The organism is Paenibacillus sp. Negev47, from assembly GCF_058313655.1.
In genome coordinates this window covers 1,924,408-1,949,993 of record NZ_CM177754.1, presented here as the reverse complement: position 1 = coordinate 1,949,993, position 25,586 = coordinate 1,924,408, and the positions used below count along the sequence as shown (strand labels likewise).

The window sequence follows — 25,586 nt, the reverse complement described above, 5'->3', positions numbered from 1 at the left end:
ATCCCTCCTATTCAATTAAATACTCATTGGCTATTCTGAATTTACGAATTGCATTAGTACCTTGATTGGTTAAAACGATAACCGGACTCGCCTTCTCATCTCCTGAAGACGTAATAGAAACAGTTTGGGGAGAATTCGTTATAACAATCTCCTTTAGATTCTCTTCACTTTCTGGAAAAGGATGTTCACCCATCTTGATCGGGATTGTCAGTTCTCCATCAAAAAGAATCTTCTCAATATCAAGCGTTCCGGCATACCGACCGATGTATCTTCTTCCGGGTAAATCGTCGAAAGTGAATACGATATCCCCTTTTTTAGCATTAAAAAGAGCCGCCACTTGGGCGACTCTTCTATGATAGTCAAGGGTAGTATCATCAGCCATGACGATACACTCCAAATTGATTACTCTTGGACCATAGGTGCTACCAAAATCGATCTCTCCATCCCGTCCTGCAATTTCAAGACTGTAGTCCCTCGTCGGTGGTAATACCGGGATATTATGCTTTTTAAGCCCGAGCCCGATCTGTAGAAAGGAATTGCCATCAGCAGTAGCATTTATCATTATCCCTTGCCCCCTCTAGCCTGCATCCTCCGCATCAAATTATCGCGTTCACTCCAGAAAACCTTCGCAGCCGATTCGTCTGCTATATAAGTATCTCCTGATTTAATTACGAATTGATTACTGGTTCTCTCCGGATTTACTCCGTTTGAACCTTGAGGAACTGAGAATTCAGGCATTGTGAAGTCTAGTCTGTGCATTCGTAGATTCAAGAGATTAAACAACGAATCCTGTTGACGGTCATTAAGAATAGCCTCTCCAGCATGAGCAATAACTGGAACAGCCGCACCGCGAGGACCTTTGACAACCCCACCTTCGGAAAAATGCTGAAGTTTACCTGTGTCCTTCTCAATGCCGTATTTCTTACGAAGGGCATCGTTTTGTTCTTGAAGGAGCCGCATGGTTTCAGCATCACCACGAGCTTTAGCTGCGTCCCAGGCATCCTTGTTGGAATTGTACGTATAAAGATCAATTTCTTTCTGATATGAAGGGTCCTTCGATGCAGTACCAGGAGCCAAAGCTCCACCAGGAACGTCAGTCACTCCAATCGCAGCGTTTGCCGCAGCAATCTGATCAAGACGACTCTGGTACTCCAAAACAAATGCATCAAGCATACCGAGAATAGTTTCGTTTTTCTCGCTTTCCTTCAGTATCTGGATGTTTTTTAGGTTTTCAGCAGACAGCTCAGTGTTTGAAGAAAATTCATCAAAAGCGGAAGAGAGATTATCATAATGAGATTTAGCATCCTGAATTTTATCGTCAAAATCCTTTTCACGAGTAGTTTTTTCCTCTTGCAATACCGTTTTCTGATCCTCCAGCGCTTGTTTTGCAAGCTTACGACCATGTTCTCGATCCAGATCCTCTATATCCTTTTGGACTTGTTTCCGTTCTACAATACCCTCTGGACCGACAGCGGACTGAAGCAATTCAAGACGAGCAACCTTTTCTGCACGTTGCCTCTCGTAGTCATCCTGATCGTTACTTCGCTCCATCGATTGTATAAGATCGTCAATGGCTTTGATTTTGGCTTCTTGAGCTGAGGTGAACGCATCCTTCTCCGCCTGGATACGTTTAATCTCCTCATCTCTCGCACTGTCCAATAACTTTTTCTGCTTAGTAACCGATTCAGATACTGCCTTGGTCATTTCGTCCATCAGTTTTTTCTTTAGATCGTATACCTTTTCATCGGCGTCCATTCGTTGATCACTTCCAACTAAATAAGATGCCTGAAGCTTCATGTACTCAGCAAGCTCTTGCTCCGTAGTCATTTCACCAATGGCCTTCAAGTGATTAATTCGTTTCTCAGCAGCAGAATAGTATTCCTTATCCAGATCATTACGCTGCTTATATATTTTCTGTTCAAGATCCCATTGCTGTTCAGAAGACATAGTCTTATCAGCTTGAATCTTCAGAAACTCTTGAAGCTCCCACTTCATGATGTCTACTTTTTGAGCACCGGACATTTCCATTTTCAAAGCTTCTTTAGTCATCCACTTCTCTGAGAACTCATAACGAGACGAAATCAGTTTCTTGGAAGTATCTTGATACATTTTCTCTGCTTCGGCTCGTTGTTCTGCTTTTATCGTGGTATCGTTTCGCATCCGGTTGTAAGCCTCGGCTTGCATTTGGTAAATTTCAACCTCTGATTTGCCCTGTCTTTCCATCTGGTCGGTTTGCTTATCGATCCAGCTAGTCGAATTTTTAAATTTAAGATCCGTAACCTTGTTTGTCAGGTCATACACTTGTTTAGCTGATTCAACACGCTGTTCCTCAGTTAGGGCCGTATTTTTGAGTTGTCCCTGATAAAACTGAAGCTGCGTCTTGGTCATTTCCATCTCGGAACGGCCTTGTTGACGCATGCGTTCAACACGAGCTTCCATATTGGACTGTGCGGTATCAAATTGATCGCTAGCATACTGATCCTTCATGTCTTCTTTCTCGGACTGCACATCCCCAATTTTCTCAGTCAGGCTTCGCCGCTTATTTGTCAACTCATCTGATTTCAGCCCGGATTGTTCGATCATCTGACGCTGCTCCTGCATCAGTTTCTGTATTTCAGTTTTGAGTTTCAATTGAAGCTCGTATTCGGCTTTGTACTCTTGGGAGTCTTTCTTCATGTTCTTCTGCCGTGCTTCGGATTGTTTTAAAGACAACTCTTTGTCAGAGATTTTCATATCTTTGATTCCGAGTTTACTCTCAAGTTCTGAAACATCAATATTATAAAGTTCATCACTAATCCGAAGCAGTTCGCTATCAGCAGTGTTTTTTGCATCCTTCAATTGTTTCTGTGTAGGTTGTGTAGTTGTACTGGACTTTTGTGGAGAATAATCAGCCAACACTTTATCTACATACCCTACATCTCCGTATACATTGCTTTTATATACTTTCTTGTACTTCTCTGAATACGCGGCCATATCAGCTTTATTGTATCCACCAGACTTTTTGAACCAATCAATGATCCCTGATCCCATATTGTATCCGCCCAGAGCCATGGCGACATCTCCACCAGATTTCTTCAGTAGCTCGGAGAGCATCTTAGTCCCTGCATCAATACTCTGTTTTACTGTCGCATTGTTCATGCCATTAACTTGCATGACATTGGTTACGCCATTGGCTCCAAAAGTTGATTCGCGTTGGATCACAGCAGCGACAAGGTATGGGTCAACATTAAATTGATTAGCAGCAGCATTAATCTCAGAAGCGTATTTACCGGCATATGCCACTCCGCCAGAGGTTGTTTGGGAACTGGAGGATGTCGGGTAGGCAGAATCTGTTGAAAGCCCAGGAATACGAGTTGCTCCGTTGTATTTCGGCGCCCAATAGCTATTATTTAAATCGGAGACCTTTAATCCCGAATCACCCATTTGTATGAACTTACTGTCTCCCATGTAAATCCCAACGTGAGAGTTGTCCTTGCCATTCGTATTGAAAAATACAAGATCTCCAACTTGTAGGTTTTTCTTTGATATCGCAGTTCCAGCTTTAGCTTGTTGAGCTGCTGTACGCGGTACCTGTACCCCGATCGTTTCAAACATTTCCTGCACAAACTGAGAACAGTCTGAATAGGCTCGCTGTTTGAAATCATCAAACGAACCGGTAAATTCACCGCCTATTTTTTTGTATCTCATCACACCTGAGTTAGCCAGGTCGACGGCAGTGGAAAGCATTCTTGTGATGTCTGAAGAAGGCACTCCGTCTGTTGTTATCTCGGTCTGAGAGGACACGAGCTGGGAGGGATCATTGTATCCTTGTTCGTAGAGTTTTTGTTCCTCCAGCAATGCTTTACGCTTCTCAGCGAGTATATCAAGGTATTCTTTGGATGACTTCGCAACACGCTTCTGCTGGGAATCCAATTTTTCAAGTGCATTGTTATACCCCTCAATCGCTTTCTGCAAATCCGTTAAAACCTCAATGTTCTCTTTTTGTGCTTTGTTTGATTCATTCACTCCAAATGTATTATCATTCAGTAGTTCGGTCATCGCTTCGATCTGATCGTTGCTTAGCTGCAACTGTCCAGCATATTGCTTGATGACATCATTGATTTCCTTAACTTTCTGTCGTTTAGCTTCCATCTGTTCGTTCGCTTTTTGTTGAAGTAAATTCGCCATCCCCTGAGTAATCAAATGAGATTTACTCAAATCAGCTGCGTTTTTCTCTTCTGAAGATATTCCTTTTTCAATCTCGGCCAGTTTTTGGCGAGCCTCCGAAAAACTAGTGATAGCCGAAAATTCCGTCCCATAAAACTGAATTCGTCTTAAACTTTCCAGAGCTGCGGTTTTTGTTGTATCCCGTTCTGCTCTAATGTCATCAATGGACTTCTTTATCTTAGCTTGTCTTACCTTCTCAAGAACCTGTCCTTCAAATATCCAACCATCCGTTGTTTTTCTGATCTGAGAAGCTAATTCAGGATACTTAAGAATCAGATCACCGACTGTTTGAGCGCTAAGAGATTGTCCATCAGCTAGATTGGATGAAACTTGATTCAATTCAGCAACAACTGAAATGCTTGATTGAGTTACATTTCTAAGCGTTTCGAGTTGTTTATTCATTTCCTCAGTCGCCTGATCAATAGCCTCGGCGGCTTGACCACTAGATCCTGCCAATCCATCTACTTCTTCTTTAGCATCCTGCGTGTTCGCAGTAAGCTGAACTATTTCAATATTCGTATCACCCATGGTTGCCAATAGTTCACGATTTTTTGTCTCTAATGATTCGAGTTTAAACTCCAAGTTTTCCAAGGAGTTAGACGCTTCATCCAAACTTTTAAAACTGAATACATTTTTTAAAAAGTCGATTCCTCCGGACATTAGGCTATTCTTTATAGAATCTATTTTCTCTTTTGTCTTTTCGATAGCTGCATCATTTTCATTAATCTGATTTTGTAGATTGCCTTGTTGCCCCTCCAGAAGTGACTTTCGAGCTTCGTTTCTCACTCTAATTAACTCGTTGAGGTTATCAACTTGTTTTTTCGTAGCTTCGTCAGTGTAACCAGCTGCTTCTAATTGAGCCAGGCCTTCTTTACCGATAGTCATTGCTAATGCCTTGGAGACTTCATCCAATTGACGTTTTGTCTGCTCTTGTTTGCTAGCTGAGAGAGTCCCACTTTCGATCATTTTTTTCAGTGAATTGTGTGCATTGACCATCTTAGGCAATAAATCAATCTGTCTCTGGTACTGACTAATCATCTGCTGACTTGCTGAGTCATTATCCTTGGCCAGTTGCATTCGATCGCGCTCAGCTTTTTCCGCTTCTCCGCTCTTCATGGCGAAAATAGCAACTGCTCCAATAAGAAGCGACAATCCAGCTGTAGCTGCTGCCATAGTTACGGTTGCCGCAGCCTGCGCTCTGCTGAGAGAGCTAGTAGCAACGGTTGCTGCACCTGTTGCTACTGTCTGCGCTTGTCTTGCGGACGTTTGTTGAACCGTACTGACTACTACACCTTCCCCAGAAACAATGTTTACGCTATTCGCAGCAGTGTTGGCTGTGGTCGCAACAGTACTAGCAGCAGTAGAAGCAGTCTCTTGGACTTTGGAAGCATTCAACACCTGAATTGCCGCTACCACTGCCATAATTGGACCACTCAAAGCCTTGTATGCTAGTAGTAGACCGCTCAAACCAGCCGCAGCAGCGTACACTCCTGTTGGGATTTTAGTTAGACCAATAAGTAACTGGTCTATGCCATCCAACACGTCTTTAATCATCTGTCTCAGTCCATCTTCTCCAGCTGTGTTGAAAATTTCAAGAAGGGAGGTTCTAGTCTGTGCAGCTTTACGTTGAATGGTATCCATCTGAACCGTAAGATATTGCATTGTTGAACCTGTAGAACCAACTGAAGCGGCAGTACCAAGCAAGATATCCCCCACGTTTAGAGATGCCGCGAGTTTTGCGTACTGGTAAACACCTCGTGAAATATCAGCGTAGGATTGCGTAAGGTCATAGTTTTTGTCAGTAACCTGGATCGAGAGATCCAAGAGAATGTCTTCCGCTTTACGCCACTCTTCCACACCTTTTACAACTTCTTTAGTTTTCACACCAAGGCGTTCGATTTCATCAACAGCTTTATCTGTCCGTATTGTGCCTAAGACCGTTTTCCACATGTTACCTAGATTCTCGCCACTTAAAGCGGTATTCCGGACACCTGCTGAAATTAGACCGTTCATAAAATCAAATGAAACGCCTGTTTCAGCAGCGATTTTTCCTGTTCGTTGGAAAGCAGCTCCGAGGTCTCGTGCAGGCGCCATCGTATCATGCGCAACCCTTGACCAAGAATCAAGAACCCTATTACCAATCACCATAGCATCATTGGCATCGGTAATATGTACTCCGTATTGAGACATGACAGATTCCATGGATTTCGTAGCTTCTTCCAGTTCAACCATGTCAACGGTAGACAACTTGGTGGATTGTCTTACAAGCTCTTGAACCACATTGACATCCTTATACATTCGGCCCCAGAGTCGAGCAGATTCCGTGACATCCATGATATTAGAACCGAGTTCATGAGCTGTATGGATGAACTGTTGCGTCTCCTTGTTGAGCTTCTGGGTGTCCATGATCATTTTGTTCGTTCCATCTTCAAAATGAACAAAATAGTGCTCATTAGTCTGCACGTATCCAGCCATGTTTGACTCTATGTCTACTAAGCCCTCATGCATCGCCTGTGTGACTTCATGCATTGCTTTATACATTGTGTTGAACACAACGGCATGTGTAGCCATGTCACCTAATTTACCGATCCAGCTTTTAGAGACAGCATCCATAGTGGTACCCATGCGCTTGGTCTGTTGTTCAGTTTGGGACAACGCTTGCCGAATCCGTTGTTCCTCCGCTAGCACTTTCTCCCTGAGAGCTTCTTCTTTCCTTTGCCGTTCTGTAAGAGCAGTGCGTATCTTCTGTTCTTCTTGCAGGACACGTTCCCGCGTGCGCTCGTCTGTACCCGTACCTGTTGCTTTCGCAGCCTCTTGACCTGATTTAACTGAACGATTTTGCAGAATCTGCATCTTCTGCTGGTGCTCACGTTCGGATTGTTCGATCTGCTGATTTCGTCTCTTAATCAGGGCTTGCTGCGCTTGCATTTTAGCATCGATCAAGCGGTTAGTTTGCTCGATCTGTTGAGCCTTTGCACCGAGCAAAGCAGTTTGAGCAAGTTTTTGCTTTTGTTGAGCTTCATATTCGGCTATTATCTTCTGACGGCGCTGATCCGAACTTAAAGCCATTTTATCCATTGCTGAAGTTATATTCTTGTAAGATTTCTCAGCGGTTGATAGTTCAGCATTTAAGGCCTTAAATGCATCTGCGTTTCCTCGCGCTCCAGTATCGATATTTTTGAAAGACTGAAGGACTTTGCCTGTATCTAAATTAATCCGCGCAGCAACGACATCTCTATTTGTACCCTCTGCCATATTGCCTCCTTCCTACCTTGGCTGGAAGAAACCAAGATCGGATAAGTATTTTGCTTTCTTCGGCTTTTTGTTTTCGACCGTACCACCATGAAGAACAATTTCGAATTCACGAGAACGTTGTTTTTCATTCATGAGTGCTCGGATTTTAGGTATGGTCATATTAGGCCACTCTGTATCTGAAATTCCATTGCTGATACAGAGCGCCCACAGACCCATCCAGTCCGTTCCTGGTTGATCTACTTCACCATCCTCCGACTCCTCATCATCTTCAGCGGAATCAGGATCTGGAGGAAAAGATTCTTTATAGAAATCGATCCAAAACGTTATCCAAAGCCTGGATGCCCTCCATGTCCACTTGTTCATACTCTTCATCCGTTAGGCCCTCAACAAAAATCAGATCGAAGGCTTTTTGATACGCCTGCTCAATAGCCGGACAGTCAATAGCTGGGATATCCTGCTCACCAACTTGCGTTGCTTCAATGGCATCCCGTCCAATTACATAGCTAAAGCGAATACCCTTGAAGTTCTTCGCTTGCTGCCGAACTTCCCGAATCAACTTGATCGTTCCGACCTTAATTGTCTTCTGTAGTCCCTCAGCCAAACGTACAGTGCTGCCAATGTTCAAGGTCTGGTCCAACGTTTTCTCTTCTTGGGTTTCAACTGCTTGTTCAACTTCACTCATGTTCATTCTCCTTTGAATTGAAATATAGTTTTTACCAAAAAAAGAACCCCACCGATTACCGGCAGGGTTGTGTGTGATAGTTTAAATTCCGAACTTGATAGTCATTGCATGACCATTCGGGTTATCTGGTGTGCGTTCAGGCTCCATGACTTGCAAATCCATGGTGGAAGTATTAGCTTTTTTACGTTCTTGGGATACGTCGAGCGTACCGCCACCCAACGCTTTGTAAATAGTGAGCTGGCATTGAATCTCATTACTCGTTTTGTCATCGATCAGTTTGAATCTGTGCGTGAATTTGAACGCTGTTGGGCGACGAGTTCCATCGAATGAAGTTTCCGTGCCCTGGTTAGACCACTTGTAGGTAACAAGCAGCTCTTTATCATTATTTGCCGTGGTAGATTCAATCACTCCCTCAGCAGTGATTGTGTATTGTTGATCAGTCGGCGTTGATGCCACACGGGTAAGTTGAGTCAATGCATCTGTATCCGGGTCCTTGAGATAGACTTCGTCACTGTCGGCTACCAAGGTTTCTCCGAAGGCCAGTTTGTATTCGCCATTCTTCAGAAAAGCTGTTTCTGTTTCGTCAAACACAATTTCTTTCTTCTCTGTTTTACCACCTTGAGACATATCAGCGATTGCCGCAGAGTAACGTGGCACTTCAATACTGACTTTGTCTTGTAGATCCCCTGCTGTGTAGTGGAATGCATATCCACTGTCGCCGCCCATGACCGCTTGCCAGTCAAATTGCAGTTGTAACGTAACCTTTGTTACCTTGTCCTCAACGTACTTAATTGTTCCATCCAAATTACGGGCTACGATTGTTCCTACGCCATCAAAAACGAGTGGTCTCATATTTATCCTCCTTGGGTATAGAGTTGATTAAACAAGCTCCCAGAGCCGTGCATCAATCTCTTCAATTCGTTTATATTCCTTCGTGTCTTCATACCCTTCAACTGGTTCCTTGCCATCCATCAATCCGAGTTTTTGTGCGAGACGAACCTTTTCTCGGATCAACTTCTCCAGTTCAGGAAATTCTTCCTTAGGTTCCGGTTTGGTATTTGTTACTTCGGCTTGTTTTTCAGACATATCCTCACCTCAATTCATTCGGAGATAGTCCACATCAAATATGGCCTTATATCCTTTGACACCTTGTATTCCCGTTGCAAAATCAGCATCATACGTTAATACGCAAAGGTATGTCGCCCAACCTGGCATTGTAATACGTTTATCATGCAGCACTCGAAAGGCTCTTTCAAAAAGCTCTTTCGCTGAATAACCTGTCCCTGCATAAAAGTCCAGACAGAATTTACCCTCGAAAACCAACTGATTGGGTGAAAATCGTCCTGGCATAACATATTGGCAAATATGAGGAACCGTTTCGTTACTTACCGTGATTTCAGGTTCCATTCCCTTTGTCAATCTCTTCACTACCTCCTCGGAAGGTGAAGATGAGTCAAGCTCAAGTAACTCCATGAGTTCGGCATCACCTTTAAGCGCATGCTGAACTGCATCCAACAATTGAAGACTCAATCTCTCACCTCCCTGAAGTAACGATGATATGGAAACTCGGTAATGACACGACTAATCCCGTTTAATATCCGATCACGATTGGATTCAAGAGCTATACGCATGAAATAAGTAGGAGGAGTAGCTTTGAACGAAGGATCAAGGTCCCCGCGTTCTGCTAACTCCTCCAAATCTACACCTGCGTATCCGCCTTTGGACTTTTTAATTGTGCCGTCGATAGCTCGGTAAGTACCTCTACCCCGGCCTACAACTACCCGGCTACCCTTTGACCTCAGCTTGTTCCAAGCTTCACTGTTCATGTAACTTACCAGACCCGGGTTTTGACTCGGTCCAGCCATAAGTGATCCTTTACCGAACTGTTCCAGCCAGGCTTGCCAGTAATCAGCAGTGATGTCTCCTGAAATCATTTGGTTCGCCAGCAAAGTCATTTGCATTTCCAAACTCTCTCTGACAGCAGGGTAATATCTGATACCAGTCTTAGCAGTAAGCATAACGATTTTCGTCAGACCTGTGATTTCAACTGCCAACTTGTTTTCCAAGTCCTTCGCTGCACGTTCTGCATCGTACCCGGTAATCATCGCCTGTCCTCGCACAACTGAATATGTAGGAGATTCGGATACTTGATCCGATCCACCACATCCACTTGATATTTCTTACCAGCAATCACGATGCGGTCTGGACTTACCAATGTCGGATCACTCGGTTCCCTGACATCAATACTAGTCTGCAAAAGAAGAACAAGGGAAGTTGTAGATAGAAGACCAGGTTCTTCTTGTCTCAACTGAGCAGAGACATGTTGAGCGAAACCAATGATATCCCCAGCTACGAGTGTAAACTCAGGTTTGCCCTTTGGATTGTCATTCGCATCGAACTCCTGCATGTACCTTTGAACTTCCACGGTAACGTTCGTTTTGATTAAGGAACAGTATTTGTCTTTGGTTGCAGTATAACGGAGAGTTTGGACCAATAATGTCATATCACTCTGCACGACATCCCCAGGTAATACAGGAGACTTAGGAGCAAAAAGGCCGTTGTACATGTACTCTTTACCGAGAACCGTAGTCGCCTTTGTTTCTCTGGACAGAATGACTTTATCCTGTTCCCCATTTACAGTGCAGGGCGAATGTCTATGAACGAAATCTTTAAACATCAGAAACGCCTCCTTTCCTTCTCCCTAGTGGGACCAGACAACATAAATAATGGAGCATCCATGGTCTCTTGAAAACTAGAGATCAAGCCGATGAATTCATTTGCCTCTTCAACGAGTTGTGAGGCACGTCTATCCCAGTTAACTGCCTGATTTTCGAAAGAGAAATCGAAATCTTTCATCGTTTTTTTGATTCTCGCAGCCATAGATGGAGCCAGTATAGCAGCAACCATACAAATAGCTGCTGCATATACATAGGATTTATCATCACCAATCAAATCAGCGTAATCTGGAACTTGCTTTACAATCCTCGCTTCAGCGATTGGTAAAACAGAAATAGCGTCTATGTCGGAGTCAGTTATTACATCCTCACCAACGCCTAGACGCCCTCTTATTTCTTCGTGATATGTTTCTGTCGTAAGTATCTTATTCGCCACCAGCGTCACCGCCAGTTGCGGCAATGGCCTCTTTCAATTCTTCGATACTCATTTTTGTGTAGCCGGTGATTTTCATTTCTTTAGCAACAGATTTCAATTCCTTTAGTTCATCGTCCAAATCACCATTTTGAATATCGGATTGCAGTTCAGCAATTTGAGCCAAAAGCTCCGCTTCGCGCTTCTTCGATTCGTCCAACTCTTCCTGAAGCTTTAGTTCACGTTCCGATGGAGTATGCGTAGAAGCTATATCGCCCTCAATAATCTCAGCTAAGAGTTTTCCCGTTGCAGCATTGCGAACTTGCCTTTTAGCTATCTCAATAAGTCCAGCAGGGGCATCTTCTACGATGTCCCCTGCGTTGTAATCACCAACAGCATCAACCAAAACTCTCACGATTGTCATCGGTTGTCCCTCCCTTACGCCACTGTAGCAAAGATATGCCAGTTGACGTATTTCAGACGCGGCAGCACTGTTGCGCCGTTGATTACTTGCCATTGGTCCGGGTCACCTTGAATTAGTTTAGCAAGTGCGAATTTGCCAGTGTGACCTGTGAAGATGTCTTCGTAGTTGTTTGGGCTAGTCACCAAGTCCATGATGGAACCTGTCATGCCTTGACCAATGATAATTACAGCGTTGTCAGGGATGAACGGGTAGAACGTTCCTGTATCGTCAATGTATCCACCATCATACACTTCGTATTGCAGCCCATTCAGGTTTTGGTTGACGATTTCTGAAAGCGAACCATCCGTAACAATATCTTTGCCGTAGGTGAATTTAATCAGATCACGAATCTTTTCATTCTGCTTTAGGTACGTATCCACCTTTTTGTTAGCTACAACTTTAACACCTCTCGCGCCGCTTCCCCTGAATCTAAGTAGCCATTCATCCAAGTTTTTCAGCGGATCAGCGGTTGTGGTATTGCTCCAAAGAACATCAGCGGTAGGCTTGTTATTTGCCGGAACGCCGTAGTCGATTGTCCGAGAAGGTTTATTTGCTGTTGCTGGAACAACAAGGTTGCCTGTAAGTGCTTGCCAACGCATCCACTCGAATCGAGTTTCAAGACGTTGGTTGAGATTCACCATTTTTTCAATCATGTATTCCTCGCCCCAAGTTTGCTCAAGGCTGTTGCCCGGCTTGCGAAGGGTAGCAATCTTCTCTCGATCAATAATTGCCTTCTCACGCCATTCTTGATTTGTGAACTCCATTTGTTTCACAACAGGAGCGGCGTGGATCGGTGAGGGATCATTGAGTCCAGTAGGTGGGGTCATGCCGGTATCGTCGTAGGTAACATCATATTTAATTGTCAGCCCGAGTTCTGGTTTGAAATCCACACCATTTGTCAGGATTTGAGCACCTCGAAAACTGTTAATATCTGTCCGAATGTTCTGAACGACTTCCGTAAGGAAGTACGGGTCGAGTACGTTTGCCATTTATGTTGTTCCCCCTTATACAAAGTAGCAAAGCTTCAGCGCTGTTTTAGCCGCTGCATCAATGCCGGTCAATTTTGATTCAGTGAAAATTCCAGCAATCCACGCTGAAGCGCCCATATCGGTAAGCGTAGTATCCTGATCATTGTCCAAAATGCAAACAGCGTCTTGCGAACCATCGGATGCTGAAGAGAGATAGGGAACGAATTTATTAGTAGCTGTTACCCTTCCAAGGACAGTACCTTTCTTAATTACTCCGTTCCCTTTTGCAAGCAACACGCCACCAGGAATCCGCGCTTGCAAGTCCGTGGAAGCAAGAACTTCAACAAATTCCTGTGTGTTAATCTGACCAGGTCCCGGAGCACCGTTGTATTGAGATCCAATCATATTACTTATCCTCCTTCAGCAGATTACTTCTGCCGGTATTTTTGAGGGCAGCTATAGCATCAGCTCTAGCCGCTTCCTTTGCCTCTGTTTGGAGTTGTTCTGGTGTCTTTTGACCAGCAGCCTGCGCGTTAGTTGGCGCTGTTCCATTGGCAGCTCCTGCAGGAAGATCAGGGTTATCACCCTCGGTATGACGACCACCACCACCCAATGCAGCTTGAGCCTGAGCTTCGTAAGTCGCGCCGATTTTTTCAATCTCGGATACTGGCAAGTGGGACAGCATAGCTTTCATAGTTTCCGTATTAAACGCTTCTCCCAACGCACGTACACCAGCTCCGCAAGCTTGCTCCGTAACCTTTGTCTTGTAGACTGCACCATCAGCAGCCTGAGCGCTAAGTGTAGCCAACTTTGAGGTAATGTCCGCATCATTTTCAACGCCCAGCGCAGCCCGGACTTGTCCGAGCACACTATTCGCCGCAGTCAGCGCGATTGTTTGAGTTTGTGATGCTGCCAAAGCAGCCTTTTGTTCTTCTGTCAAAGTGTCATCTCCTTCGGCCTGCGTTTCGGCCACATTGTTTTTTTCTTGCTTGATTACGAATCCATCAAGACCGGATTTTCCGCTAAAAGAATAAAAGACACGTCCGCCACTAGGAAGCGACTTCGTATCTTCAGATAAAGCTTCCCATTTCACAGTTGGTTGTTGCTCAGTGGCATTGCTCATCCCCACTACTCCAGCACCCGGATAAGCTCCGTCAAAGACGAGTGAGTTCTCCATAAGATCACCGTCATTAATATCAACCGTACAGAGTTTTGTATCATACTCTCTGCCGCGTATGTGAGGGCAATTCCCACCGAAATATTCCTGACCACAGATGGAACACGTTTGGCTACTTACCGTGAAACCGATTGAGGTATCAAAGATCGTTCCGGCATCAATACCTTCCGCTATCTGATCTATCTTGATGTCTCCGACCTCTTGGCCCAGCTTCATGTAATGGTCTGCATATAATGCCAGTTCATCGCCATCCATTTGCAATCGGCTGTCAAAGGTTCTGCCGAGTGGAATTGTCATGATGCCTAAGTTGGCCCATGAGTGATCCAAAAGCAGTGACACACCTTCTCTGGCTTGGACAGCCATCTTTCGAAGGAAGTTCGGTGTCAAGCGGTAAAATCGGCGTGGGATGATTTGATCCCCCACAAGCTTTGCAGGAAACACATAGGCTTCTTCTTCCGTGAGTGGAACACGCGCAAGTTGATTAATTCTCGCTAATTGATCAGTTGTTGGCTTTGCCATCTACTCCTTTTCACCTCCTTCATGTAATAAACGACTCTTCTTTCTCAACTTGCTGAATCATGATCGTTATCATCAGACCCAAACTTCTTCTCAAGACCATCAAGCAACTCAGACGGTATATTAGGATCAAGCCCCATAATCCACCGTGCTTCTGTCGCTGCTTCTTTGGCAGTGATGTAGCGTTCTTTCTCAGCCAGTACATAATTGTTAAGCTTCGCTCTCAGATCACGCTCTCTCTCCATTTCAGAACGTAGATCAATCGGAGCGTAGTCTGCCTCTACCAGGGTTTGAACTCCTCTCACTCTTGCAGCAATAGAAAAAGCCCGCTTCCAGAAACGCTTGGTTACGTTTCGAGCGGACTCTACGGACTTGATATATATTTGAGTATCCACGGAGCTGTATGTCTCAGTGGAACCTTGATGCCTAGACAGTAATGTGAGCAAAGTCTTCAATCCAGTTGCCATCTGAGTATCGATAATATCAATCAATTTTTTGATGTCGATCATCGGTCCTGAATTACCACCCTTGAGATATTCAACTTTCACACTATCCCAATGAATCATAGCGTCATCTGGATTAAGCGAATTAAAATGTCCCATAATTTCACTCATACGTTCAGTTAACCACTTTTGCTGTCCAGCAGGATTATTCTTATATTGATTAGGCATGTTTTTTAATAAAACTTCCTCAACCACGGATATATCCAGTCTTGGGTATCCTTGATTGTGAACAACTGCCTTCAAGTCCTGCAAAACCTGTAAATGAAAAAAGACCGCTTGAAGGACAGGCAGTATTGGTGTTCGCCCATACGGATCATCAATCATCGGATCGAACTCTTCATAAATGAATGTCGGCGTATCAATCTTTTTGTACTGACCAAACCATTCTTCACCACAACGTTGACGTGGATTCTTGATGTATTGCCAAGGCACAAGTCGATTCGTCCCCTCTTCTCTCCTGAACCAAATCGTCGCAGGGTCAACAGGTACGATATCAATCACATCGTTACAGCGCTCGTTCAAAACTACTTCACCAGCACAAGCACCTCGTACCATGATCATCATCCGCTGAATCGTATCAAGCTTGTCCAGCGACCTTCCATGCTGATAACCAGGTGAGGGAAGTGGAGAATCCAGTAAGTTCTTGATTGCATCTAACGATCTCTGCCCATTCTTGTCGTCACTACCACTCTGCTTCTTTGCTGTAAATGTAAGTGGTGTGTCGCCCATGCGCAGAAAGTTGTAGAGCGCATGCGAAATATCAGGATGAACAGATACAAGAATCTCAAGTAGTTCCTCTGCTGTGTGATTCTGTAGTTTGGTCAGATCAATATTATGAGCGCTCTGGTACTTTTTCGGGAGCCAATTGAAAATATCCCATCCGTTTGACGATCTTGGTGTGGTCATTCTGCCAAAGCCCATCATCTGTCGCTTTACAGCAGGCGGAAGAACCGAATTCGCAAATGAAAAAATGGCTTTATGATACCATTTCAATGTTTCACCTCCAGACATAAAAATAGAAGGCAGGAAAAGTTTCCTTGCCTTCTAAAGTTCTTCATACTTCTATGGATTTATAATATCATCGAGTTACTATAGTGTTACTACGGATTTACTCAGCAATACCATACCATCATCACCACCCCCAACAAAAAATGTGCCCTAAAATTTCAGGCTCAGTTTTCAATCACATATCTCGATTTAATAATCTTACAAAATCATTACTTTCTAAAATTTCAATTTGACCAGACTTTTCGATCTCTTTTAGCTTTTCTTTGAGTTCGCTCATACTCATTCCAATACCATTTTCAAATAAATTTGCCCAAATTGCCTGTATGTGAACTGTATTATCATTTCCAACCAACTTCTTAATTGTATTAAGAAGAGCTCTTGGCCCCATCACTACAAAACCAGAGTCCATAAGATTATTAATTTTTCCAACCACTTCTTCAACTCCAGCAATATTGGGTTTTTCCTTATCTTCTGAGAGCTTTGTCCCTATTTCATTCAGGTAACCATGAAGCTTCGTCCCAATATTTTCAATTCTCTCAATCTGCTGTTTATTTACTTTCTCCAAAGAATCACTTACTCTTGAAAGACTTTCGACTGTACTTGTCATTTTCGCTATTCTATCAATCAATTTTTCAGATTGCCGAGAGCTACTCGATGATTGGATAAATGAGAAAATAATTGCTACAACACCTAATAATATTGAAAGAATTGTTCCACCCAAAGCCAACTCAGCGGATAATCTCCCAGGATCTTCCGTTTTCCAAGTTGCAACGACAGTAAATAAAATTAATATGATGAGCATCCAGTACGTTAGATCTTTTTTATCCGGAAAACGTTCATTTTTTTTATCTTTCATTCAAAAAAACTCCTTCTCTTTAAGACAGATCAACATGATAACATGATATATTTGTAATTATTGTTGCTGGTGCCACTCAAAATATTTTCGAGTGTTGTCGTTCCAATGTTGGCATTCTCTACTTTCAATTTGGACAACCTTCTCCAATAAATGCGGAGTATAGAACTTTTTAGAGTTTCTAAGTACCTTGCCATCAACAACTATAATATATCCCTTCTCAAACAAGTCATCACACCCAAATTTACACATTGGTATAACAATGTTCTTGTAATCTAGACGCTCTTCCCTAGAACACTTTGATCTCTTTTTGATATGTGCTGCAACTAAGAGATCAACGGGATATTGATTCCCACATATACCACATGACCCTAATTTTTTGTTCTTAAATAGCTGTTTCCTAAGGAAAGGTTGTTCTTTTCTTCCTTTGCCTGTGCGATGTGTGTCAAGAGAATCATGATCTTCAAACAGTAGTACTTCCTCTTCATATTCTTCTGGAGAAACATCTGGTAGATAGATTTCACTTTTCATATCAAATGATAATAACATTCGTTCGCTTAATTCTTCTCTCAATACATTGAATCCCTGAATAATATAATTGTCTGAATATCCAACGGTTCTATTGAAATCTATGTAGGGGATATTATGTTGCTTGATCTCATCGAGAAAATAAACATATTCCCATGTTTGACCCGATCCATCGTAACCCCACAACTTTTCAGCCAGTTCTTTGTGTCGTAATTTCATTACAACAACACCAGAGGCGAATATCTGCCCGTTTGCTGAAAATACTGTAACATCGCCTGTTTGAATCTTTCCCCATTTTGAGACGTTAACATTGTTTTTGCCTGGAGTTACTCCCCACGTTGGAACTAATCCATCAGGGTAAAAAGTTTTTACTTGGTCTAAAGTTTCCTCGGGTAGATATTCAGAAAATACTTCGATAGGCACTGGATTCTGAATTGTATCCTCATAATGTTCTCGAGCATCTTTGTTTCCTGATGGCTGTAAAATCACCTTACTCATTGCTATCCCCCTGTAATTCTGTATATTTCTTATTTGAGCCATAAGACTTCTCCACAGGGTACTTATCGGCATTTTTCTGTAGCTTTTTAAGCAACGCTTCCTTCGGATCTATATCAAGATCGTTGCACAACAGCAGCACATAATAAAGCACGTCTGCTAATTCATCCTGAAGCTTGTCTTTATTTTGCTCGATTGCTTCCACACTGCTCTTCCACTGAAAGAGCTCGAGCAGCTCACTCGCCTCCAGATTTAAAGAGATTGCAAGATCCTTCGGATTATGAAATTGTCCCCAGTTTCGTTCATCTCTAAATGCTGTAATTCTTTTAATTAATTCATCCACGTTTTCCACCTCAAGTTAGTCATTCGACAAACACTGTCAAAATCCTTGCTTTTATTAACTGGCTTTATTTTTGATCAGTACATTGATAGCTACGGGACGATGTTCCCGGTGCGTTCGTTCCAAACGATCCGCTCCACTTACCCGAATACTACGGCGGAGCTTCTAATACTCTGGATCGACTGGAGGTTCTAAGGCTACAGCATTAAACTGATTGATCTTCACGATTCTTATGTTCATTCTCGTTGCCTCCTCTTTTTTTATGAGTAAAAGAAAAAGCCACTCTTTGAGTGACTTATTTTAAACCTTGGTGTAATGAAGCAAGCGATTGGGCTGCTTGTTGCCTCTTTTTTTCACTTTCCTTTTTAGCTATTTCCTCATCTAAAATCAATTCAATTGCAACTCTCACAGCATCAAATGCACCTAAACACTCATCTTCTGAGAGTTCATGAATTCCTTTGCTAAGTATTGAATAAATCTGTCTATTTTCAACAAGAAACTGGGGCAGATAGTTTGCTAGCTTGCCTACTTTGTCATGCATTCTTGCTCTTAAATATTCTTCTTCATCCCATCCAGTAGTTTGAGTTGCTTGTTGATGAGCCTTCTCAATGAGGTTCTCAAAAATTCGTCTTAAATAGACAAAAGAACCGATACCAACACCATGTGAAAATAAGCCAATGGCTTTGCTTAACTCGTGGCTATCCTTACCACCGAGTACTTTATTATATTTTTTTGTATCAGCATTTAATAGATCTGCATGTGAAGGTGTTTGTCCTATTTTTATTATATCTATATATGAGGAGTGCTTGTACATCGAGAAAAAGAAGGCTATTTTGTGATTTTCTTGTCTAGTACAACATAAAAATACTGATTGAAACTTTATTTCTCTATAAGGCAACGTATCAACAGGCTTTAACCCTAAATCTGTCGTACTTCCGATAGACTTTCGTGCAGGTTCATTGACTTTAGAGAATACACTATCTCTCCCACATTCCGTACAATAACAGTCATAGCGATACTCTGAAGCAAGTAACCAGTTGATAACCTCGTACTCTCCTTGACTAATTTTCTGCTTATTATACAGACTAATTCCTAATATTTCATTAACAGTCGTCATATATGTACCTTCTCTCTAAAAAATATGATCCCACAAATGTTAATTCGACAATATCCGTTCTTTTCCTTTTTTAATATTTGTGTTGAGTTGGTTTCAACGTATGGGGGAGCTTCATATTCGTGCGTATGCTCACTCAGTTGATGTTCTCCACTCTCTAACGGAATGATCCCTGCAAATGGACGTTCTCATGTTAAGAAGCTCAGAACGGTGCACATTCTGTCATATGAAGGCAAAAGAAAAAGCACCTCAATGGGTGCTCACTTATCTTTTTCTATTTCTTTTTCAGTAATCTTCAAGTGTTTTCTTATTTTCTTCACTTCAGCCATAATGGTATCTAACCTACTGTGAACTACTAGGTTTACGTCTGCAACCAAATTATCCGATAATGTTTTATTAATGGCTTTAAACTGTTCTAACAACAGAATTTTTAATTCTGAATCTCCTTCATTTTTAATCAGTTCAACTATTTTATCTCTTGATTGGTTTAAACCCTTAACAATCTCTAATTGAACTGAATACAAAGCGGATGTAGAAGCACTGTCCTCTACTGTCAAAAAATCTCCCCCTCTTTTAAAGAAATTAAAAGTATCAGGGATATTTTACCTCTTTTTGACATACTGGTCTACTACAAAACTACCTCCCCCCGTTCCATCTGCCCCAAATCACACCCTTTGCATTTCTCTGGCTGCCTGTTGGGATGGATTCGTTACTTCCTCCTTCATCTACTACTAATCATATAAACCTCCAATAAAAAAAGCCGATCCAGTGAAGGAACGACTTTGGCTGTGATATGTATAATATTGTTTTTTGTTGTTAAAGTACTTTCGAGGTAGAAAAATGATTCACTTGCACTTCCTCTTTATTATCTTAGGCAGTAGTCTTTACATTTGCCGTTTTCTTTGAAGCAGATAATTTCTCTTTCATAACAAGCAACATCTCAACCAGTTCATCCCTAGCGATCAACCGTACCCCGTTTGATTTAGCAAGCTGATATGCTTGTTCAGTATAGTTACTATTTGTAACAACCCATGCTCCATTTGCTCTGTAATGCGCCTTGGCTCCTTGAACTTCTTGTACAGCTTTCAATCCAACATTTTTCTTATACCTTTTAGCTTGCACGACGATTCGCTTCCCATCTTTGGATATAACCAGATCAGCGCCATAATCACCTGCAGCTTTTGTCACTTCAGCCTTAAATCCTTGTGAACGGAACAGATGTCCAAGATAGTGCTCAAACTGTACTCCATCCATTTTATCGATCTCGGCAATCCCTGACCTCTTTAATCTTTCAGCACGCTTCTGTTGAATGATTACCATTAAAACAATAACTCCAACGACACCCAGCAAGCCAACAACCAATGATGCTTGCCATGATCTTGTTACCGAATAGGTTCCAATAATCCCTCCCAGCATTGCCATGCCTGCTAAACCCTGAAATAGTTCTTCTTCCTGCTTCGCTTTGCTTTTTCTTCTTGCCACAGCTTTCCCTCCATTTTATAAGGTACCGACAATAATTCGACAATAAAGAAGGATTTTCCTGCCAATTCATCGAACTTTTGTCCTATAAAAGGAGGGATGAAATGTCGAACCAACACGTGGTACCCAATGGTGACAATGGTTGGGCTGTTAAGGGCGAAGGAAACAGTAAAGCAACCAAAATTACGACAACAAAAAAAGAAGCTGTTGATGCAGCCAGACAAATTGCTAAAAACCAAAAATCAGAACTGATTATTCATGGCAAAAACGGAAAAATTCAATCCAAAGACAGCCATGGAAACGATCCTTACCCGCCAAAAGGTTAAAAAAAGCGCGAAGAGGAACGCCACGTTCTAATGCTGCTTTTGTGCAGCCGTGCGTTTCATTCGCGCCTTTTTCTATGCTCCTAATGTATCACGGAAAAATGGTCATGTGGGGTCCAACATAGTCTCAAGATGATGTCAGACTTGGTTCACGTTAGGGTCAATAAATCTCCCTCTAACTTAAATGCAAAGATAGACTATAATGATATTGTTATATTAAATCAAAATAAAGAATAGGAGGGTTTCAATGATAATACATAAAGTTCGTATTAAAAATTACAAAAGTATAAAGGACTCATTCGATGTAGATCTACACAAAAAAATTAATGCTTTAGCCGGAAAAAATAATACAGGTAAGTCAGCATTTATTGAAGCAATTTATAAGACTTTGAATGGACAGCTTAGCGAAGTTTTCTCCGATAATTCAAATTTATTACATTTAGTTATGGAGGTCTATGTAACTCCTGACGAATTGAAATTACTATTTGAGAGTACAGACATAGTTCACCAGCTAACTGTGGAACACTTCAGATTATTTATTGAACACGATATTCAATCAAATGTAACATCCGTTAGAAAAATAGAAATGTACCAGGATGATATATTCAAGTCTTTTTATACTGCTAGAGGTGCTGGAGAATATGTAATTGAGAACTTACCTTACGGGCGAAGTGAAACAACGTCAGGAATTCCTTATTTCATACAATATTTCTTTCATTTACTAAAGAATAAATTCCTATATATCAATGGTTCTAGATTTGTACATGATAAAGAAGGTTATAGTTTACAAAAATCCTTGTATATTGACGGGAGAAATCTTAATGCTTACCTGTTTACGTTACACAACAATAGTGAGAGTACCTTTGATATAATTCTAAAATCCTTCACTCGAATCTTTACGGATGTTAAATCTATAAGCACGCCTATCAATGAGCACAAAGAGACTTATATAAGTATAGCTTTTGAAGGCTATGATGAACCAATTCCTTTATCTGATTGTGGTAGTGGATTTACCCATGTTTTACTATTGTTATGTGTCTTGTTTACTAAAAAAAATATAATCATTCTCTTTGATGAGCCACAAGTATTTTTACATCCTTCATCAGAGAAAGCTATATATGATTTAGTAAACGAAATGGATGAGAATCAATATATTTTCACTACTCATTCGCCTATTTTAATTAATTATCCTGCCGAAAAACACTTAGTCCATGTTAGTAAGTTGAACGGGACCAGCTCCTTTATACAGTTAGAACATATTCAAGAAGTGTTGTCTGATATAGGTGTTAGCAATAGTGACTTTGCTTTATCTGATAAAGTAATATTTGTAGAAGGACAAACTGAGGAACTTGTAATTCCGATGATCCTCTCTCATTTCGGCTTAAAACAGATCGGTTATAATTACAGAATATTAAATATGAAGGGAACTGGTAATTATTTTACTAAAAATTCTTCTATGCGAGAGTATAAAGGCAAACTCGACTTAATTCTAAGTGGCATATCAGAGAGCCCAATACCTTATAAAATAATTATTGATGCAGATAACAAAACAGACGAAAAACTTCTCACATTAAGAGAAAGTTATGGAAATAGTATAATTATCTTGGGACGACGAGAGTACGAAAACTACTTTTTAGACTGTTATCAAGAGCTTTCTGAAATCATTAACCGAAATTCATCAATAGCTTCTACAGATCCGGATCTAATAAAGAGCGAAATCGACCATTTGTTATTATCAATCGATGACAATAAATTATTCCCTAGGAAAGGTTCTACAAATGTATTAAAAGATGTCGTTGGAAGCGAAGTGTTAGAACGCTTATTTGAAAGCTACTCTTTACACTACAATAAAATTGTTCATGGAATGGAACTCACTCAATTAGTGTTAAACAACACTCCAGAAAAACTGGAATTCTTTAGGAACGAACTGCAAGATTTCATAAAAGGATAATGGTGCAAAAAAAGAGAAGCTGACGATCAACTCGTCAGCTTCTCTTTTAGAATTCAGCATCATCTTGCTCAAAAAAGCCGATAAGCTTCAAAGTATTTGCAACACTCTCCAGTCCCTCATCGATTTTGCGCTTGATAGTGCTGTCACTGAGGGTGAACGGAAAAAGTGTATCGTTAATCGTTGATATGAGTTGCTTTAATCCCTGTCTATTATTAACTTTAAGATTCATATTATCTCTTTATTGTTACGCCACCAATCGTTGGAATCATTACAGATTGAGGTGTGCCCAGTAAATATTCACCGAAGGTAAGAACATATGCGTCACCTCTGTCAGGTGACTTTAATCCGCGTTTTTTCATGTCCTTCTTGCTTTCAAGCAGTATTTTACCCTTGCTCGTCATAGACCATTTTCTTGTAGTCAATTGGGTTGTCAGCACATCATCATCAGGTAATTGTAAAACAGCAGGATCACCGTTCATGTAATTGCTCATATTCTGTTCCAATTGCCCCTTAATGTATGCCCACATCTCTGCTCCTAAATTTCCATAATGCTCATCCAATGAAGATGAACCGTTGTTAATTGGAATGACTTCATAAGGAAGCCCTTCTTCTGCTATTATTTCATTCAACCGATCCGTTACACCACCACCTACACCAGTATCATCTATCCTAATTCTCGTATGAATGACTTCTGGGTACTGTGGTAACAATTCTCTTATTAAGTTCATCACCCATCCAGCAGTAACCATTGTATCTTTCTTAAAATGATGATGTTGCCCGATTGTTACTGGACCAATCCCCGCGTATATAGAAGTCTCATCATCGCCAAAACGAGCAACGTCACAGCCGATAGTCAAGGTATCGCCAACAGGTTCTAAATTCACATTTTTCGCTGCAAATTCAGCCACTTCCAGAGCGATAAAGGTTTCTGACTCGCCCCGTGGAAACTCCCCTTCAACTCGGACACGCCATACGTCAGATCCTTTGCCGTATTTGCGTTCAAGCATAGCTATGTTCTCTTTACTTGTACGAGGACTGTTAAGACAGGAAACTTTGTGTGTGTTGTAATCTGCTCGGTCCCTGTTGTGAGAATCATAAAAGACACCACTGGTCCGAGTAGGGTTTCCACACATGAGCAGCTTATTGAATTCACCCGAGAGCGTTCCCAGAATAGCTTCCATGATACGATCTTCAACCCCCGAAGCTTCGTCCACAATGAAAAGCATGTAGTCTTCATGGAAACCCTGCATGTTCTCTGGCTTGGTTGCTGTCCGGGCTGTAGCAAACCATCGTTCCTCGTAATTTCGCATGTAAATCTTAGTCTTTGTCCACTTAAGTATCTTTTTGAGCACCGGGCTTTTCTCTTGCCACTTACTAATTTCAGCCCAAAGGACATCATGAAGCTGCTGCCGTGTCGGAGCTGTACATATAACTTTCGGAAATGGGAAGCAAGAGAGAAACCATAATGCCGTCGCTGCCTCCAAACCTGTTTTCCCAACTCCCTGGCCTGATCGCACTGAAACACGAGGATTACCAGCAATGTCCATCAGAACTTCTGCTTGCCACTCATCAGGAGTGAATTTCAGCAGCTCCACGCAAAAAAGAACCGGATTCTTCCGGTACTCAGGAATGCGTTTTTTGAATGCAGCAAAACGGCGTTTCGTTTGTGGAGACTCTTTACTCACCAGTTTCCACCGCCTTCACCCAATCTTCAATCAGATCATCCTCGGTATCTCCATCACCGTTCTTCAATTTCTCAATTTCAAGGCGGGTTTTATCAACTTTGGCCTGCATCTGATTCAACTTCAGTCGGCGCTCGTCTTCCTGTGGTGCAATATCAAGGAATTGTTTGATGGCTCCCCTAATCTCACGCATAACTGTAGCCTCTGCCTTGATAAAACTAGCGTATTTATCCCAAGCGAATTGAATTTCCCATTCGTATTCATCTCCATACTCACCTGGTTTCTCCCTTTTCAACTCTTTGGTCATATCCTCTTTGTCTTTGATGAAGAAAATACGCTGCGCCCAAATGATTTTACGGAATCCCTGGGTGATGTTATGCCAGATCATATCTATCGGTTCCATCTGCTGCACAATATCAATAAGTTCCAGGTACTCAGGATCTTGCGGCTCGAACTTACGGAACAATCCATGTGTTACAGCTTTCTGATTGCCCAGCGGCCCCCCTTTTCCACCTCGATTACCTTTAGCGTTCTGATTGCCACGAGGAGCACCAGGTTTAGCGTTAGCCATCTTCCCTTCCCATTGATCCAGTGATTTCCACTTCCGGACCGATTCGGGTGTAATGCCCAACTTTTCAGCAATCTCTTTCGGCTTCATCGCCCCGCCACTTTCTTTCCAGATTTTGAACGCTTTCTTACGATTCGGATTCTGTTTTCTGCTCACAAAATTATCACCACTTTCATGAAATTGAGTTGGAATTCCTATTTAAGGTCAGTAATAGTCAAACGTTACGAATCAAAGTAAGCCTCCGTCAGAATCGCAGGCTGTTGTTCTGTACTCATATCCACTAAATAATGTAAGTTGACTGAAACATAAAGGTAATAGTGTTTCACTCAGTTTAGGTATAAAATATTGTGTTTCTTCATCTAATGCCATGTTATTTCTTTTATGAGTG

The 25,586-nt window shown here is 41.9% G+C and carries 25 protein-coding genes; 2 read left to right on the top strand and 23 right to left on the bottom strand.

Features of this window, described 5'->3' with window-relative positions; translation table 11 throughout:
- Positions 1 to 7: 7 nt before the first annotated feature.
- The 20 genes from AC4G47_RS09015 to AC4G47_RS08920 all read right to left on the bottom strand — a co-directional run bounded on the left by AC4G47_RS09015 (position 8) and on the right by AC4G47_RS08920 (position 20,677).
- Positions 8 to 562 carry a phage tail domain-containing protein gene (locus AC4G47_RS09015; RefSeq protein ID WP_491105774.1) on the bottom strand — a complete coding sequence of 185 codons (555 nt, stop codon included), beginning with the start codon at positions 560 to 562 and terminating at the stop codon, positions 8 to 10.
- Positions 562 to 7,461 (bottom strand): NlpC/P60 family protein, encoded by a 6,900-nt coding sequence (locus tag AC4G47_RS09010; RefSeq protein WP_491105773.1) that lies wholly within the window; start codon positions 7,459 to 7,461, stop codon positions 562 to 564. Before AC4G47_RS09010 ends, AC4G47_RS09015 begins: the two co-directional genes overlap by 1 nt.
- A 301-nt stretch (positions 7,462 to 7,762) precedes the next feature.
- Positions 7,763 to 8,143, bottom strand: a complete 381-nt coding sequence (locus tag AC4G47_RS09005; RefSeq protein WP_491105772.1) for a hypothetical protein — start codon at positions 8,141 to 8,143, stop codon at positions 7,763 to 7,765.
- Positions 8,144 to 8,224: 81 nt separating this feature from the next.
- A complete protein-coding gene (locus tag AC4G47_RS09000; RefSeq protein WP_491105770.1) occupies positions 8,225 to 8,995 on the bottom strand; it encodes a YomU family phage tail tube protein in 771 nt (256 codons plus the stop codon).
- A 27-nt stretch (positions 8,996 to 9,022) separates the two neighbouring features.
- The gene (locus tag AC4G47_RS08995; protein WP_051449992.1) at positions 9,023 to 9,229 is read right to left on the bottom strand and encodes a hypothetical protein; all 207 of its coding nucleotides are present in this window, start codon (positions 9,227 to 9,229) and stop codon (positions 9,023 to 9,025) included.
- 9 nt (positions 9,230 to 9,238) lie between these two features.
- The gene (locus AC4G47_RS08990; RefSeq protein WP_154957435.1) at positions 9,239 to 9,673 is read right to left on the bottom strand and encodes a hypothetical protein; all 435 of its coding nucleotides are present in this window, start codon (positions 9,671 to 9,673) and stop codon (positions 9,239 to 9,241) included.
- Entirely contained in the window at positions 9,670 to 10,248 is a 579-nt protein-coding gene (locus AC4G47_RS08985; RefSeq protein WP_036674034.1) for a hypothetical protein, read from the bottom strand. The genes AC4G47_RS08990 and AC4G47_RS08985 overlap by 4 nt, the downstream gene beginning before the upstream one ends.
- Complete coding sequence (locus AC4G47_RS08980; RefSeq protein ID WP_036674036.1) at positions 10,245 to 10,820, bottom strand: hypothetical protein; 576 nt, start codon at positions 10,818 to 10,820, stop codon at positions 10,245 to 10,247. Before AC4G47_RS08980 ends, AC4G47_RS08985 begins: the two co-directional genes overlap by 4 nt.
- Positions 10,820 to 11,278, bottom strand: a complete 459-nt coding sequence (locus AC4G47_RS08975; RefSeq protein WP_491105769.1) for a hypothetical protein — start codon at positions 11,276 to 11,278, stop codon at positions 10,820 to 10,822. Before AC4G47_RS08975 ends, AC4G47_RS08980 begins: the two co-directional genes overlap by 1 nt.
- Entirely contained in the window at positions 11,244 to 11,654 is a 411-nt protein-coding gene (locus tag AC4G47_RS08970; protein ID WP_491105768.1) for a hypothetical protein, read from the bottom strand. Before AC4G47_RS08970 ends, AC4G47_RS08975 begins: the two co-directional genes overlap by 35 nt.
- 14 nt (positions 11,655 to 11,668) lie before the next feature.
- Positions 11,669 to 12,682: a major capsid protein gene (locus AC4G47_RS08965; protein WP_491105766.1), complete on the bottom strand. Its 1,014-nt coding sequence runs from the start codon at positions 12,680 to 12,682 to the stop codon at positions 11,669 to 11,671.
- 15 nt (positions 12,683 to 12,697) lie between these two features.
- Positions 12,698 to 13,066, bottom strand: coding sequence for a head decoration protein (locus AC4G47_RS08960; RefSeq protein WP_491105765.1), 369 nt, complete (start codon positions 13,064 to 13,066; stop codon positions 12,698 to 12,700).
- Position 13,067: 1 nt separating this feature from the next.
- Entirely contained in the window at positions 13,068 to 14,357 is a 1,290-nt protein-coding gene (locus AC4G47_RS08955) for an HK97 family phage prohead protease (RefSeq protein WP_491105764.1), read from the bottom strand.
- 44 nt (positions 14,358 to 14,401) lie between these two features.
- Positions 14,402 to 15,850: a hypothetical protein gene (locus AC4G47_RS08950; RefSeq protein ID WP_491105762.1), complete on the bottom strand. Its 1,449-nt coding sequence runs from the start codon at positions 15,848 to 15,850 to the stop codon at positions 14,402 to 14,404.
- A 190-nt stretch (positions 15,851 to 16,040) separates the two neighbouring features.
- Positions 16,041 to 16,721 carry a hypothetical protein gene (locus AC4G47_RS08945; RefSeq protein WP_426642048.1) on the bottom strand — a complete coding sequence of 227 codons (681 nt, stop codon included), beginning with the start codon at positions 16,719 to 16,721 and terminating at the stop codon, positions 16,041 to 16,043.
- Positions 16,722 to 16,778: 57 nt separating this feature from the next.
- On the bottom strand, positions 16,779 to 17,744 hold the full coding sequence (locus AC4G47_RS08940; RefSeq protein ID WP_491105761.1) for an HNH endonuclease: 966 nt from the start codon (positions 17,742 to 17,744) through the stop codon (positions 16,779 to 16,781).
- The gene (locus AC4G47_RS08935) at positions 17,737 to 18,084 is read right to left on the bottom strand and encodes a nucleotide pyrophosphohydrolase (RefSeq protein ID WP_491105760.1); all 348 of its coding nucleotides are present in this window, start codon (positions 18,082 to 18,084) and stop codon (positions 17,737 to 17,739) included. Before AC4G47_RS08935 ends, AC4G47_RS08940 begins: the two co-directional genes overlap by 8 nt.
- Positions 18,085 to 18,376: 292 nt before the next feature.
- A complete protein-coding gene (locus tag AC4G47_RS08930; protein ID WP_491105759.1) occupies positions 18,377 to 19,198 on the bottom strand; it encodes a hypothetical protein in 822 nt (273 codons plus the stop codon).
- 257 nt (positions 19,199 to 19,455) lie between these two features.
- Positions 19,456 to 19,752, bottom strand: a complete 297-nt coding sequence (locus tag AC4G47_RS08925) for a hypothetical protein (RefSeq protein ID WP_491105758.1) — start codon at positions 19,750 to 19,752, stop codon at positions 19,456 to 19,458.
- Positions 19,753 to 20,065: 313 nt separating this feature from the next.
- A complete protein-coding gene (locus AC4G47_RS08920) occupies positions 20,066 to 20,677 on the bottom strand; it encodes a restriction endonuclease (RefSeq protein WP_491105757.1) in 612 nt (203 codons plus the stop codon).
- A 101-nt stretch (positions 20,678 to 20,778) separates the two neighbouring features.
- Between AC4G47_RS08920 and AC4G47_RS08915 the strand changes: the two genes are divergently transcribed.
- Positions 20,779 to 21,000, top strand: coding sequence for a DUF2188 domain-containing protein (locus tag AC4G47_RS08915; protein WP_491105756.1), 222 nt, complete (start codon positions 20,779 to 20,781; stop codon positions 20,998 to 21,000).
- A 244-nt stretch (positions 21,001 to 21,244) separates the two neighbouring features.
- Positions 21,245 to 22,948, top strand: coding sequence for an ATP-dependent nuclease (locus tag AC4G47_RS08910; RefSeq protein WP_491105755.1), 1,704 nt, complete (start codon positions 21,245 to 21,247; stop codon positions 22,946 to 22,948).
- A gap of 46 nt (positions 22,949 to 22,994) precedes the next feature.
- Here AC4G47_RS08910 and AC4G47_RS08905 read toward each other — a convergent pair whose 3' ends face one another.
- From AC4G47_RS08905 to terS, 3 genes are read right to left on the bottom strand one after another with little or no spacing between them, the layout of a single operon-like run.
- Positions 22,995 to 23,177: a hypothetical protein gene (locus tag AC4G47_RS08905; protein ID WP_491105754.1), complete on the bottom strand. Its 183-nt coding sequence runs from the start codon at positions 23,175 to 23,177 to the stop codon at positions 22,995 to 22,997.
- A gap of 1 nt (position 23,178) precedes the next feature.
- Positions 23,179 to 24,636, bottom strand: a complete 1,458-nt coding sequence (locus tag AC4G47_RS08900) for a DEAD/DEAH box helicase family protein (RefSeq protein ID WP_491106673.1) — start codon at positions 24,634 to 24,636, stop codon at positions 23,179 to 23,181.
- On the bottom strand, positions 24,626 to 25,354 hold the full coding sequence (terS, locus tag AC4G47_RS08895; protein WP_491105753.1) for a phage terminase small subunit: 729 nt from the start codon (positions 25,352 to 25,354) through the stop codon (positions 24,626 to 24,628). Before terS ends, AC4G47_RS08900 begins: the two co-directional genes overlap by 11 nt.
- Positions 25,355 to 25,586: the final 232 nt, after the last annotated feature.